The following is a 14,106-nucleotide window of genomic DNA, read 5'->3' on the forward strand; positions in this document are numbered from 1 at the left end:
CCCATGACTATGTTCGCACGCGATCTTTCCGTTGCGCGCTACCGCAGCTTCGACAGCTATCGCCTTGCCCTGAGCGACGGTGTGACAGTGCTCGCGGGTCCCAACGCGGCGGGAAAGACCAACCTCATAGAGGCGCTGCAGCTGCTGACGAGCGGCGCCTCGTTTAGGCATCCGACCGCAGCAGAGCTCGTGCACGACGGCACGGGCTCATGCAAGGTCGAGCTGAGGCTCGAAGGTGATGGGCGTGTGCTGGACATGGGACTGAGCGTGGAAGACGGCAAGCGTTCGTTTAGCCGCAACGGCAAGCGCTGCGCTGCGTCCGGCGTGCGCGGGGTGCTGCCGAGCGTGCTGTTTTGCCCGGACCACCTGGATATGGTCAAGCGGGGCGCCAGCGTGCGCCGCACCGCACTTGATGACTTTGGCGTTCAGCTGAGTGCGCGCTATGCCGATCTGGCCAGTGCCTACGGGCGCTGCGTGACCCAGCGCAATGCCTTGCTCAAGGAGACCTGGTGCTGCCGCGAGATGCTCGGCGCCTGGAACGAATCTATCGCCCGCGCCGGTTCGGCCCTGCTCGTGCATCGTCTGTCCCTGCTCGACCGGCTGTCGGGTCATGTGCGCGATGCCTATGGCCGCGTGGCATCCGGCGAGCCCGCCGGCGTGTCCTATGTGTCCACGCTTGGCGACCTGCCTGGCACCGAGGATCGCGACGAGCTCAGGGGCTGGGCGTATGAGCACATGCTCTCGGCGCTCGATGAGCGCGCCGACGAGGAGATCCGCCGCGGCGTGACGCTCGTCGGTCCGCATCGCGACGAGATTGAGTTTTCCGTCGCGGGTCGATCGGCCCGTTCGTTTGCCAGCCAGGGCCAGCAGCGAACGTTGGTGCTTGCCTGGAAGGTGGCAGAAGTGGCCGTGGCGCGCGATATCCTGGGCACCGCACCGCTGCTGCTTTTGGACGACGTGATGAGCGAGCTTGACGCCGGGCGTCGAGGCGCTTTTCTGCAGCTGATCGGCGATGATATCCAGACGGTCATAACCACGACCAACCTGGGGTACTTTACCGATGACCTGCTTGATCGAGCCAAGGTGGTGAACATGGGTGAGACGTGCTAATTACGAGCGCGAGAACGGAACGGTTGCCTTTGGCGGCTTTTTGGATGCCGAGCGTCAGCGCATCCTGACGGCCGCGACACCCGAGCGCCGTGCGCAGATGGAGGCTGCAGAGGAGTCTCGTGCGGTCTATCGCGCCTGGAATGCGGTGTGCTCGGGCACGCGCGAGGGGCGGCATGTGACGGGGCTGCGTTACCTGCCCGAGTCCAATGAGCTGCTGGTGTATCTCGACTCGCCCTCGTGGACGCAGGAAATGACGTTGTTGCGCGAGATCATCCGCGCGCGCATGGAGCGCGCCGGTGCGCATGTAGACGGCCTGGTGTTCAAAACCACCGCACCCGGTCACACACCGCCCGCCGCCAAGGAGCGCCTGCGCCCGGCGACGACCGAGCGCCCGCCGGCCCCGCACGCCGACCTAAGTGAGGCCGAGCGCACCGAGATTGAGCGCCAAGTGGCGCCCATCGAAGACCAAAAACTGCGCGAGGCCCTCGAGAACGCCATGAGAGCCAGTGCCGAGTGGGCCAAGGGCGTGCAGGGCAAAAAAGAGCCTTAAATCGCATCTGGTGGCCTTGTAGAGCCAAATACCATCGTCCCCGAGGGTATTTTTTTACGATAAACTAGTAAGGCTATACACATTTTCTTAACTGAAGGAGGACGTGTGGCAAACGAAAACGATTACGATGGCGGCGAGATTAAGATTCTCGAAGGTCTCGAGGCCGTTCGTAAGCGCCCGGGCATGTACATTGGCTCGACGAGCGCCAGCGGTCTTCATCACCTGGTGTGGGAGATCGTTGACAACTCCGTCGACGAGGCCATGGCCGGTTTCTGCACCGAGATTCAGGTGAGGGTCCACGCCGACAACTCCATCACGGTCGTCGACAACGGTCGCGGCATCCCCGTCGACGAGCATCCTATCAAAAAGATCCCGACGCTCGAGGTCGTCATGACGATCCTGCACGCCGGCGGTAAGTTCGATAACTCGGCCTACAAGGTCTCGGGCGGACTGCACGGCGTGGGCATCTCCGTCGTCAACGCCCTGTCCAAGCGTGTGGTCGTACAGGTATGCCGCGACGGCAACATCTACGAGATGGAGTTCTCGCGCGGCAAGACCGTCAAGAAGATGGAGGTCGTGGGCACTTCGGAGACGACGGGTACCACTGTCAGCTTCTGGCCCGACGACGAGATCTTCGAGACCTGCATCTACGATTTCGACACGCTGCACAACCGTCTGCAGGAGACGGCATTCCTCAACAAGAACCTCAAGATCGTGCTGACCGACGAGCGCGAGGCGACTCCCCATGTGGAGGAGTTTTGCTATGCCGGCGGCATCATCGACTTCGTCAAGTTCCTCAACGAGGGCAAGGATGTCCCCGAGGCCTTTAAGGAGCCCATCTATATCGAGGGCAAATCGGATCCGGATGCGCCCGTGACCAAGATGGGCGAGGTCGAGGTGTCCTTGCAGTGGAATAGCGGCTACGGCGAGAACGTCATGTCGTTTGCCAACGACATCTACACCCCCGAGGGCGGCATGCACCTCGAGGGCTTCCGCACCGCGCTCACCCGCGTGATTAATGATTACGCCCGCAAGCAGAATCTGCTCAAGGAAAAAGACGCCAACCTGACCGGCGACGATGTGCGCGAGGGCCTATCGGCCGTCATCTCGGTCAAACTGCCCGATCCGCAGTTTGAGGGCCAGACCAAGGCCAAGCTCGGCAGCTCCTACATGCGCGCGCTCACGCTCAAGATTGTGACCGATGGGCTGACCGATTATCTGGAGGAGCACCCCAAGCCCGCCCGCGAGATCGTCAAGAAGGCCCAGCAGGCTTGCAAGGCCCGCAACGCCGCTCGCAAGGCGCGCGAGGCGACCCGCCGCAAAAGTCTGCTCGAGACGGCTTCGCTGCCCGGCAAGCTCGCCGACTGCTCGGTGCGCGATGCCGAGCTGACCGAGCTCTTTATCGTAGAGGGCGACTCGGCAGGCGGTTCGGCCAAGGACGGCCGTCGCCGAGACATCCAGGCGATTCTGCCCCTGCGCGGCAAGATTCTGAATGTCGAGCGCGTGGGCGACCACCGCGCGTTCTCGAGCGACACCATCCAGTCGCTGATCACCGCGATCGGCTGCGGCGTCACGACGAGCGCCGGCGACGGCGGCGACTTCGATATTACCAAGGCGCGCTACCACAAGATCATCATCATGACCGATGCAGACGTTGACGGCGCACATATCCGCATCCTGCTGCTGACGTTCTTCTACAAGTACATGCGCCCGCTGATCGATGCCGGCTATGTCTATGTTGCCTGCCCGCCCATCTTTGGTATTAAGGTGCGCAACAAGATCCATTACGTGTATCCCAACGGCCGCCAGCCCGAAGACGAGATTTTGCGCGACACCATTCAGAGCCTGGGCCTGAACCCCGACGACAACGACGAGGACGGCAAGGCCAAGGACGGCAAAATTACCAAGAAGCGCAAAGGCTATACCGTCCAGCGCTACAAGGGCCTGGGCGAGATGGACCCCAAGCAGCTTGCCTCGACGACGATGGACCCCAAGACCCGTATCCTGCAGCGCGTGTCGATCGAGGACGCCGTGGTGGCGGACCGTGCCGTGCGCGAACTGATGGGTTCCGAGGTCGGCTATCGCCGTGAGTACATCGAGAAGCACGCCCACGACGCACGATTCTTAGACGCCTAGCTTTCCCAGGCACCCCATCTTGCCCTTCAGGATTTCGGGCGCCGCACGCAAGGCGTGCGCCCTCATCCTTCAGGGCAACCTGGGGCACCTGGAAAACCTAGGAGGGTTATCCGGCATTCCCGGTAATCCGTCTCCGTGGTAGGGAACTAATGGACCACGCAAACCATGAGGAGGTAACGTGGCAGACGATATCAACAACAACGAGGGTATGGACGAGGCCGGCGACGCTGGTATGCCCGATGATCTGAAGCGCCTGCTTGCCCGCGCTGAGCAGGGCGAGGACGGCGATCCGGATGCCTATAACCCCGATGCCGATGATGATGAGGAAGAAGACGACGATGCCGAGCTCGAGGAGAGCTTTGGCGAAGTCGACCGTGGCGCCTCGGCCGGCGAGGATATCAACGGCGGTCAGCTCCAGATTTCGGAGTTCGGCCGCGAGATGAAGCAGTCGTTCATCGAGTACTCGATGTCGGTCATCACGGCGCGCGCCCTGCCGGACGTGCGCGATGGCTTAAAGCCGGTGCACCGTCGCATCCTGTACGCCATGAACGAGAGCGGCATCTACCCCAACCGTCCGCACAAGAAGTCCGCTTGGACGGTCGGCGAAGTTATCGGTAAGTACCATCCGCACGGCGACTCCGCGGTCTACGAGGCCATGGTCCGCCTGGCGCAGTGGTTCTCCATGCGCACGCCGCTCATCGACGGTCACGGCAACTTTGGCAACATCGACGGCGACGGCGCCGCCGCCATGCGTTACACCGAGAGCCGCCTGGCAAAGCCCGCCATGGAGCTCCTGCGCGACCTGCAGAAGGATACCGTCGACTGGCAGCCCAACTACGATGAGTCGCTCGCCGAGCCCCAGGCGCTGCCCGCGCGTTTCCCCAACCTGCTGGTCAACGGCAGCCAGGGCATCGCCGTCGGCATGGCCACCAACATCGCCCCGCACAACCTTACCGAGGCGATCGAAGCCACGTGCTACCTGATCGACAACCCCGACGCCACCGTCGACGAGCTCATGCAGATCATGCCCGGTCCGGACTTCCCCACCGGTGCCATCATCATGGGCAGTGCCGGCATTAGGCAGAGCTACGAGACCGGCCGCGGCTCCATCACCGTGCGCGCCAAGGCTCATGTGGAGTCCACCAAGACCGGCCGTAGCCGCCTGGTCTTTACCGAGATTCCCTACATGGTCAACAAAGGCACTCTGCAGGAGAAGATCGCCCAGCTCGTCAACGACAAGCGCATCGAGGGCATCTCGGATATGCGCGATGAGTCCAACCAGAAGGGTATCCGTCTGGTCATCGAACTCAAGAAGGGCGTCATTCCGCAGGTCGTGCTCAACAATCTGTATAAGTACACCTCGCTGCAGACGACCTTTGGCGCCAACAACCTGGCACTTGTCAACGGCGTTCCCAAATGCCTGAGCCTGCGCGAGATGCTGCAGCACTACATCGACCACCAGGTCGACGTAGTCACCCGCCGCACCCGCTTTGATCTCAAGAAGGCCCAGGCGCGTGCCCATATCCTCGAGGGCTACCTGATGGCTCTCGACCATATCGACGAGGTCATCAGCATCATCCGCTCCTCGCAGACCGATTCTGAGGCCAGCAGTCGCCTAATCGAGCGCTTCGGTTTTACGCCCGAGCAGACCACGGCCATCCTCGAGATGAAGCTGCGCCGCCTGACCGGCCTGGAGCGCGACAAGATTCAGGAAGAGCTGGACGGTTTGCGCCGCGCCATCGCCTACTATGAGGACCTGTTGGCGCACGAGGAGAAAATCTTGGGCGTCATCAAGGAAGAGATGCGCGAGATCTCCAAGAAGTTCGGCGACAAGCGCCGCACCGAGATCAGCCATGTGGAGAAGGACCTGGACGTCGAAGACCTGATTGCCGACGAGGACATGGTCGTGACCATCACCCACACCGGCTATGTCAAGCGCATCCCGGTGGCCGCCTACCGCGCCCAGAAGCGCGGCGGCAAGGGTGTGTCGGGCGTCAACCTCAAAGAGGACGATGTTATCGACGAGATGTTTATCGCGTCCACGCACGAGTACGTGCTGTTCTTCTCGAGCAAGGGCAAGGTCTATCGCCTGAAGGTGCACGAGCTGCCGGTGGGTACGCGCCAGGCGCGCGGCACCGCGATCGTCAACCTGTTGCCTTTCGAGGAGGGCGAGAAGATTGCGAGTGTCATCAGCTGCCGCGAGTTCCCCGCCGACGAGTATCTGATGTTTGCCACCAAGAGCGGCATGGTCAAGAAGACCGTGATGAGCGCCTACGACCGTAGCCGCCGTGATGGCCTGATCGCCATCAACCTGAGGGACGACGACGCGCTGCTCGCTGTACGCCGCGTGCGTGAGGGTGACAAGATCATCATGGCAACCACCGCGGGCAAGGCGATTATGTTCCCCGAGGACCAGGTGCGCGCCACCGGTCGCGATACCAGCGGCGTTCGCGGTATCGGTATGAAGGACGGCGTGAGCGTTCTGGGCATGGAAGTCACTAACGGCAACGGCGATCTGTTCGTCATCACCGAGCGCGGCTACGGCAAGCGCACGCCGGTCGCGGACTACCCGGAGCAGAATCGCGGCGGCCAGGGCGTCTACACCATCCAAATGACCGAGCGTAAGGGCAACCTCGCGGCCATGAAGACGGTGGGCCCGCAGCACGAGCTGTTCATCGTGACGGAGGGCGCGACGGTCATTCGCGTCAAGACCGACGAGATCAGCCAGACTGGCCGCGCTACCCAGGGCGTCAAGATGATGACCGTCGACGACAACGACCGCATCTGCGCCGTAGCCCGCATGACGGCAGCCAAGGAAAAACCCGAAGGCGAAGGCGCCGAGGCCGCAGCCGACACCGAAGAGGCCCCAGTCGACCTAGGCGACGGCAACGACATGCCAGAGGATCTCCTAGACGAGTAAGAGGCCCTAGCTGGTAGAAAATATCAGACCCCATATATCGGCGGTCGGCGCACCTGCGCGCCGACCGCTTTTTTGACAAGCTTGGAGCCCCGTGTCAGACGGCTGGGCGAGATGGGTTAGGTTTGTCGCGAGTTCCGCACGCAAAGAAGGCCACTTAATGTGGCCTTCGTCTTGCGCAGGACTGCCCGAGCAGCAAACCTAACCTATCTCGCCCAGCCGTCTGACACACCCCTCAAAGATTTTCAAAAAAGTTGTTGACGCGCGCGTAACGACTCGTCTAATATATCCCTTGCGCGATGGACCTGTAGCTCAGTTGGTTAGAGCGTCCGGCTGATAACCGGGAGGTCACAAGTTCGAATCTTGTCAGGTCCACCACTTTCTTTCGCAATAAACACCCCAGCGAGAGCCGAGTCGCCGCTGGGGTGTTTATTACTTTCTCCGTGGGGGTTTAGCTCAGCTGGGAGAGCGCGGGCTTTGCAAGCCTGAGGTCAGGGGTTCGATCCCCCTAACCTCCACCATGATGGACCTGTAGCTCAGTTGGTTAGAGCGTCCGGCTGATAACCGGGAGGTCACAAGTTCGAATCTTGTCAGGTCCACCATCAAAACGTTAAGAGCCCTGGGGCATTGCCTCGGGGCTTTTTTCTTATCCAACAAAAGTAGTCAAAATAGCCCCGTCCCAAATTAACTACTTTGATTTTGTGTGCTGGGCGAAAGATTGGGTAGTATAGCTATTCAATGCGGCGACCCTGCCGCGTGTTAACCGCTACGTACCGGAGGTGTTCCATGGTTCGCGTCGACATAGAGACCATCGTCATGGCCGCCGGTCCCGTGCCATCGCTTATCGTGCTTCGCGAGCGCTGCGGCAAGTCGGATTCGACGGCACCGCTGCGTTCGCTTTCCATTCAGACCGGCTCGTTTGAGGCCGCGGCAATTAGCCGTGGCATCGATAGCGGTCGCGCCGAGCGCCCGATAACGCATGACCTGCTGCTTGACACCGTCGATGCCCTGGGCGCCAAGCTCGAGCGCATCGAGATCGTTCGTGCCGAGCCGCCGGTGTTCTATGCGACGATTGTCGTGCTGGTCGATGGTGACGAGCGCAAGATTGACGCCCGCCCCAGCGACGCCATCGCCCTTGCCGTGCGCAGTAATGCCCCCATGTTTGTGGAGGACGACATCATGAATCGCCTGGGTACCGTTTCTGCCCATGCCGAGGAAGTTGACGACGAGCAGGAGTTCGAGAAGTTCGACGAGTTCGTCCATACGCTCTCCCCCGATGATTTCTAAATGTCTGGCACGCGAGCGGAGAGGTTGCTGATGGGTACCCGCGTATCGGCTGAAGCGGCCGCCATCGCGCGTGAAGCCCAGATGCGCTCGGAGGCATCCGAGGCGGCTCGCATCGCCTATGTGACGCAGGCCCGCACGCTTCGCGAGCGCCGCGGCTCCTATATCAAGATGGTTATCATCTCCGCCCTTGTCGCGGTAATCTGTTCTCGTCTTCGTGGTACAGTTGGTGCGCTTGGGTTTTCGATTTCAACAGGCTTGGTAATCTGGGGTGTGGTCGATGCGGTAATGCTGACCAACCAGATCAAGGTACTCGACAAGCGCGCAATGGATATGGTGCGCGCCCGCGACGCTGCCGCCAAGATCGCTGCCGAGGCACAAGAACTGTAACGACGCCGGATTCGATGGGAAGGTCTAGAGATGGCACAGGATATGCAGGACGCCGGCAACGTCTCCGCCGAGCTCGACGCCATGGTGTGTGACCTGATTGGTGCGTTCTTGGACGACCTTGCCGCCGGTGAGAATCCGGGCGTAGTTGTGGCGATCGAGGACGCTGCTTCCAACCGCTATCTGGCCGCGCTTGACGAGGATGGCGAGGAGGCATGCCTCGAGGCCGCCACCAACTTTATCTCCGAGCACAAGATGGGTCTTAAGGACGAGGGCCTGGGCCGTATCGCCCGCTATGCCATCGGCTATACCGGCTGTGTCGAGATTGACGGCGGCTACCACGACGCTCTGCTCGTGAGTTTCTTTGAGACGACGCTCGAGAGCGGTTTTTCGGCATATGTGCTGTATGAGGGCATGGGTGCCGGCGATGGTTTTATGTGGAGCGACCCTGAACCTGCAGGTGAGGAAACCCCTCTCATCTAAAATCGCTAAAATAAACGAGTTTTCGGTAAAAGGCTCAATATTCCCGCTGAGCGTTGTATCGCTGGGCGGGCCGCATACGCGTGCCGTTTGTATATGGATAGAAGATAGGGGAACTACATGCGCGTAGACAATCTGAGGAACATCGCCATCATCGCCCACGTCGACCACGGCAAGACGACGATGGTCGACAAGCTCCTGCGTGCCACGGACGCCTTCCGTGCCAACCAGCAGGTCGAGGACCGTGTCCTGGATTCCAACGACCAGGAGCGCGAGCGCGGCATCACGATTCTCGCCAAGAACATCTCTATCGAGTACAAGGATGTCAAGATCAACGTCATCGACACCCCGGGCCACGCCGACTTTGGCGGCGAGGTCGAGCGCGTGCTGCGTATGGCCGACGGCGCCCTGCTGCTGGTCGACGCCTTTGAGGGCCCCATGCCCCAGACCCGCTTCGTGCTGCGTCACGCTATCGACACCGGCCTTAAGATCATGATCGTTATCAACAAGATCGATCGTCCGGGCGCCAACCCCGAGAAGGCCTACAACGACTGCCTGGACCTCATGGCCGACTTAGGCGCCACCGACGACCAGCTCGAGTTCGCCATGGAGCACGTCGTCTACGCCAGCGCCATGAACGGCTTTGCCCGCCTTGACCCCAACGACGGCAACATGGACATGTATCCGCTGCTCGACATGATCATCGACGACATGCCCGCGCCCGAGGTTGACGAGAACGCCCCGCTGGCCATGCAGTGCGTGACCATCGACCACTCCAACTTCGTTGGCCGCATCGGCATCGGTCGCGTGTATTCCGGTGCCATTCACCAGGGCGACCAGATTCTGGTTGTGAAGAACGACGGCTCCAGCGCCAGCGCTACCGTCAAGCAGCTCTTCACCTTCGACTACCTGGGCCGCACCGAGTGCCAGGAAGTCGGCGCCGGCGACATCGCCGCCGTTGTGGGCATCGACCGCACCGATATCGGCGATGTTTACACCGACCCCGAGAACCCCGTCGAGCTCGAGCCCATCGAGATCGACCCGCCGACCCTGTCCATCGTCTTTGAGGCTTCGACCTCCCCGCTCGTCGGCCGCGACGGCGACATCGTGGGCGCCCGCCAGCTCAAGGAGCGCCTGTTCAACGAGGCCGAGAATAACGTGACCATGAAGATCGAGGAGCTCGAGGACAAGAGCGGCGTCGAGGTCTCGGGCCGCGGCATCCTGCACCTGTCCGTCCTGATGGAGTCCATGCGCCGCGAGGGCTTTGAGTTCCAGGTCGGCCGTCCCCGCGTTCTGTTTAAGAAGGACGAGAACGGCAACAAGATGGAGCCTGTCGAGCAGGCCGTCGTCGAGTGCCCGGACGAGTACTCGGGCAAGGTCGTTGAGGTCTTCGGCACCTCCGGCGGCATCATGACGAGCATGGATACCTCGGGCATCGTGACGCACCTTGAGTTTAAGATCCCGACGCGTGGCATCATGGGCCTTAAGAACCGCATCATGAACGTCACCCACGGCGAGGGCGTGTTCTACCACACCTTCCTGGAGTACGGTCCCTACGCCGGCGAGATCGGCAACCGTCAGAACGGTGCCATGATCTCCATGACCACCGAGAAGGCCGTTGCCTATGCCCTGGGCACGCTGCAGGAGCGCGGCCAGCTGTTTGTTGAGCCGGGCACCGAGTGCTACGAGGGCATGATCGTGGGCGAGCGCAGCAAGGCCGGCGACATGGTCGTCAACATCGCCCGTACCAAGAACCTGGGCAACCAGCGTTCCTCGACCTCCGATATTTCCGTGCAGCTGGTGCCGCCCCGCACCTTCTCGCTGGAGGAGGCGCTGGAGTACATCGCCGATGACGAGCTGGTGGAGATCACTCCCAAGAATATTCGCCTGCGCAAGCGTCTGCTCAATGCCACCGACCGCAAGAAGGCCGCCGTCCGTGCCGGTCAGGTCAACAAATAAGCGCTGGGGCTTATAACTGCCAATAAGAAAGGGCGTCGACCGCAATGGTCGGCGCCCTTTTTGGTGCACGGGGATTGAGAAGGCCTTCACAACCACAAAGGTGCCTGTCCCCTTTGCGGTGATTGGTGGTTAGGCGGTGGGGAGTCCTGGCGTGTTAGCCGGCTGCTGCGGCTTGAGGTGGGCGTTGCGCCAGATGATCTGGATGACGTAGCCGAGCATAAAGACAAAGGCCACGCCGCTGATGAAGTCGCCGATGAGGGGGAGTCCTGTGAGGGCGCCTGCGGCCACACCGCCGACGGCTGCCATGGCATAGCGGTTCTGGTTGTGTCCGACCATGCGGGCGATCGCGCAGCCAGCAAAAGCGGTGGAGACCAGCGCGATGCCGATCACGGCGCACATGAGGGTTCCGGCAAGCGACAGGCCGGCGATAGAGATAATCAGCAGTAGGACGGTGGGGACGATAGCAATCGTGCCCAAAAGACCGCTCACCCACAGGGGCGTGGGACGTTGGTGGAGCATTCCGGCGGCGCTGGCGGTCGCACGCGGAAAGACGAGCTCGAGCAACAGGGCGATAAAGCAGGTCGAGAGCGCTGCGGCGACGATGCCGCCGATGGTGTCGTTAACCGTAGAGGTGTTCTCGTTCTCGGTGCGGTCGATCTTGAGGGCTCCGACCTGGGCACCCTCTGCCCGCTCGGGATCCTGTGAGACGTGGGCGCTCACCGTGCCGGTGATGCAGGCGTTTTTGCCCAGGATGAGCTTGTCGGCCCAGACCTCAACATCGCCATCGACGGTGCCATCGATGGTAACGGTGTCGCCGGCGAGCGCCGCCGATTTAGCGGAGCCGCGCAGGGCGACCGTCTCGCCTATCGCATAGAAACAGTTGGCGGTGCTGTCGGAATTGAGCACGACATGCTGGCCGGCAACGGTCACGCTGCCATCAACCGTAGTCTTGGCAATGTCGATGGTGCGCGCCGCCAAGCGGACGGCGCCGCCCACCGTGCAGTCGCGGATGGAGAGGCTCTCGCCTGCTGCAATTATGTCGCGGCCGATGGACGCATCGTCCAAGTTGAGGGCCTGACCTGCCCAGTACAGGTCACCTTCGACGCCGGACGAATTGGCGTCATTGTCGGTCGCAAGCACGTTGCCTGCGGTGTCTGTGCCGGCGAACGACGCCGTGGGAAGCGCGGTGAGCGCCAGAGCGATGAGCGCGAATAGGATGGTGATGCGGCCCCACGCTTTACGGCGCTGGGTCGACGGGAATTGATTGTGGGGCATAGTGAATCCTTCGTCAGATGCTCGATATGCACCTAACAGGGTACCCAACGCGTGGGCGCTCTAAAAGAACCTCTCGGTTGCATTTCGAAGGATGAGCCCGCGCAATCTACTTTTTGTGGTGCAAAAAGCGCGCGATGTCCTCTTCGGTGGGGCTTTTGATGTCAAAACGCAGCGACAGCCAGCGCAGCCCCATGGTTACCGCAACGCATACGATCAACGCGGTGATGTTGCTGACGATGCCGCTCATGACAAGGCATACATAGCTCGCCGAGCCGGCGATGGCTGCGATGGCATAGAAGTTGGTGCGCTGGAAAATGCCCGGTACCACGCCCATAAAACTGTCGCGCAGCATGCCGCCGCCCACCGCGGTGAAAAAGCCCATCATGATGCACACCGCCGGCGCAAAGCCGTAGACCAGCGCCTTGTCTGCTCCAGTGGCGGCGTAGATGCCGACTGAGATGATGTCGAGCAGGGGAATGAGTTTTTCGGGTTTGTCGACGATTGCCGGGAAAATATAGATGATGGCCGCCGTGGCAATGGAAAGCGGGAGCGCCATCGGCTGGTTGAGGATGTAGACGTTGCCCACCTGCAGCGTCATATCGCGCAAAAGACCGCCGCCCAGTCCGCAGACCACAGCGAGCGCGACGGCGCCTACCAGGTCGAGTTTGTGCTCGCGCGCGACCAGCACGCCCGAGATCGATGCAGCGACAACAGCGAACATCTCGAGCCAAAACGGAATAGCGACCATGGCATCCGTGGCGTGTGAGGTAACGGTCATAGCGGCGACGACGGGCAAGATGGGGTCCTTTTGGTTGCGGGTTTAGACAATGCCCGTACATAGTACATGGTTGGCGGGCGTGGCGACCCTATTGCTCGGTAAACGGTCGGGACTGGGAACGGTCATGGGTACCAAACATGTACATCAGCCTCCAAAGATGTCGAAAAATGTCGTTTTTGGCGGATGATGTACATGTTTTGGCGCGCGCCGAGCGGGCGACGTTACTCGGAGGGCGTCTCTATGTCCTTCGTGCCCTTCCAGTTGCGGATAAGTGCCTTTCGCAGTTCGTTTTGCTTTCGCTGATACTCGGCATCCGTGCAGCGGGGCATACCGAGTGCTTCGCGGATATTGTTCATGGCACGGTGAAAAGCGAGTTGACTGGCAAATTGCGCTGAGGTGAGTGTGACAATGCGATAACCCATTTGGGCGAGCACAGCTTCGCGTTCCGCATCTGCTCCCTTACGGCCAGTCTCGTCGTGAAAGCCACCCTTATATTCGATGCCGAGCTCTCTGCGCTTATAGGTAATGAGGGCATCGATTTTGAGTGTTTGGGCTTTGGTGCAATGCCAAAGACGTTGAGGGATCTCGAGCGGTCGGTTGAGCTCGATGCCTCGAATGCCAACGCCGCCTTCGCTTGTCGGAAGTGAAAGGGCGATTGCCGATGCAGTCTCCATAGGCGAGGCCGAGTGGTCGTAGACATGTCTGAGCGCGAGTCGCGCGCGTGTGGCACCGGGTTTGCCGGGGTATTGATCGAGCAGCTCGACAATTTCATCCTTGGAGGTGGTTGCTGGTTGCTCGGTATAAGGGTCAGAGGGATTAAGGCCCATGCGATAGTCGCCGCAAACTTCGTAGCCATACTCGAGGTATTCGATTCTATCCATCCACTCGGCGGCGAGCACGAAGGTGAAGGCTTCGTCGGTGATAAAGATGCCGGGCGTAAGCTCGTCAATATGGCCGTAGGGTAGGCTTTGGCCGAGAACATGGCAAGTGACACCGTTGGTGCGAATTCGCTCGAAAGCAAACACTACGGAGATATCGATAGTCTTGAACATATCGGGCGGAATGCCGCAGTCGGTGAGGGCCTGTCGTATGCGCGCGATGCGTTGCTGGGTGGAGAGACCTCTTGCGCCTATCTGGTAGTCGTGTTGCGCGACCGCTTGAACCAGGCCTTGTGGCGCGTGATGGACGAGCCATGCAGTTTTATGCGAAATGAGAACAGGGGTATCCATT

At 60.9% G+C, this 14,106-nt stretch carries 11 protein-coding genes and 3 tRNA genes; 11 read left to right on the plus strand and 3 right to left on the minus strand.

What is annotated here, in order from left to right; genetic code table 11:
- Nucleotides 1-3 precede the first annotated feature (3 nt).
- The 11 genes from DXD39_RS05765 to typA all read left to right on the plus strand — a co-directional run bounded on the left by DXD39_RS05765 (nt 4) and on the right by typA (nt 10,823).
- Complete coding sequence (locus tag DXD39_RS05765; protein WP_117803446.1) at nt 4-1,110, plus strand: DNA replication/repair protein RecF; 1,107 nt, start codon at nt 4-6, stop codon at nt 1,108-1,110.
- Nucleotides 1,097-1,660: a DciA family protein gene (locus DXD39_RS05770; RefSeq protein ID WP_117803447.1), complete on the plus strand. Its 564-nt coding sequence runs from the start codon at nt 1,097-1,099 to the stop codon at nt 1,658-1,660. Before DXD39_RS05765 ends, DXD39_RS05770 begins: the two co-directional genes overlap by 14 nt.
- A 105-nt stretch (nt 1,661-1,765) precedes the next feature.
- Nucleotides 1,766-3,796: a DNA topoisomerase (ATP-hydrolyzing) subunit B gene (gene gyrB / locus DXD39_RS05775; protein WP_117803448.1), complete on the plus strand. Its 2,031-nt coding sequence runs from the start codon at nt 1,766-1,768 to the stop codon at nt 3,794-3,796.
- Nucleotides 3,797-4,004: 208 nt separating this feature from the next.
- The gene (gene gyrA, locus DXD39_RS05780; protein ID WP_117803574.1) at nt 4,005-6,716 is read left to right on the plus strand and encodes a DNA gyrase subunit A; all 2,712 of its coding nucleotides are present in this window, start codon (nt 4,005-4,007) and stop codon (nt 6,714-6,716) included.
- A gap of 298 nt (nt 6,717-7,014) precedes the next feature.
- Nucleotides 7,015-7,091: transfer RNA gene (locus DXD39_RS05785), tRNA-Ile, on the plus strand.
- A gap of 67 nt (nt 7,092-7,158) precedes the next feature.
- Nucleotides 7,159-7,234 (plus strand) — tRNA-Ala (locus DXD39_RS05790).
- Nucleotides 7,235-7,238: 4 nt separating this feature from the next.
- Nucleotides 7,239-7,315, plus strand: a tRNA-Ile gene (locus DXD39_RS05795).
- Between the two features lie 184 nt (nt 7,316-7,499).
- Nucleotides 7,500-8,000: a bifunctional nuclease family protein gene (locus DXD39_RS05800; protein WP_117769724.1), complete on the plus strand. Its 501-nt coding sequence runs from the start codon at nt 7,500-7,502 to the stop codon at nt 7,998-8,000.
- A gap of 30 nt (nt 8,001-8,030) precedes the next feature.
- Nucleotides 8,031-8,387, plus strand: coding sequence for a hypothetical protein (locus DXD39_RS05805; RefSeq protein WP_117638157.1), 357 nt, complete (start codon nt 8,031-8,033; stop codon nt 8,385-8,387).
- 30 nt (nt 8,388-8,417) lie between these two features.
- Complete coding sequence (locus DXD39_RS05810) at nt 8,418-8,867, plus strand: hypothetical protein (protein WP_089572580.1); 450 nt, start codon at nt 8,418-8,420, stop codon at nt 8,865-8,867.
- 117 nt (nt 8,868-8,984) lie between these two features.
- Nucleotides 8,985-10,823: a translational GTPase TypA gene (gene typA, locus DXD39_RS05815; RefSeq protein WP_117803449.1), complete on the plus strand. Its 1,839-nt coding sequence runs from the start codon at nt 8,985-8,987 to the stop codon at nt 10,821-10,823.
- A 129-nt stretch (nt 10,824-10,952) separates the two neighbouring features.
- On the opposite strand, the gene DXD39_RS05820 is transcribed toward typA, so the two are convergent.
- The 3 genes from DXD39_RS05820 to DXD39_RS05830 all read right to left on the minus strand — a co-directional run bounded on the left by DXD39_RS05820 (nt 10,953) and on the right by DXD39_RS05830 (nt 14,105).
- A complete protein-coding gene (locus tag DXD39_RS05820; RefSeq protein WP_117803450.1) occupies nt 10,953-12,098 on the minus strand; it encodes a polymer-forming cytoskeletal protein in 1,146 nt (381 codons plus the stop codon).
- Between the two features lie 106 nt (nt 12,099-12,204).
- Nucleotides 12,205-12,876 carry a trimeric intracellular cation channel family protein gene (locus DXD39_RS05825; protein WP_117803575.1) on the minus strand — a complete coding sequence of 224 codons (672 nt, stop codon included), beginning with the start codon at nt 12,874-12,876 and terminating at the stop codon, nt 12,205-12,207.
- A 221-nt stretch (nt 12,877-13,097) separates the two neighbouring features.
- Nucleotides 13,098-14,105: a hypothetical protein gene (locus tag DXD39_RS05830; protein WP_117803451.1), complete on the minus strand. Its 1,008-nt coding sequence runs from the start codon at nt 14,103-14,105 to the stop codon at nt 13,098-13,100.
- Nucleotide 14,106 lies beyond the last annotated feature (1 nt).

Origin of the sequence: Collinsella sp. TM04-29 (genome assembly GCF_003466565.1) — a bacterium.
GTDB lineage: Bacteria > Actinomycetota > Coriobacteriia > Coriobacteriales > Coriobacteriaceae > Collinsella.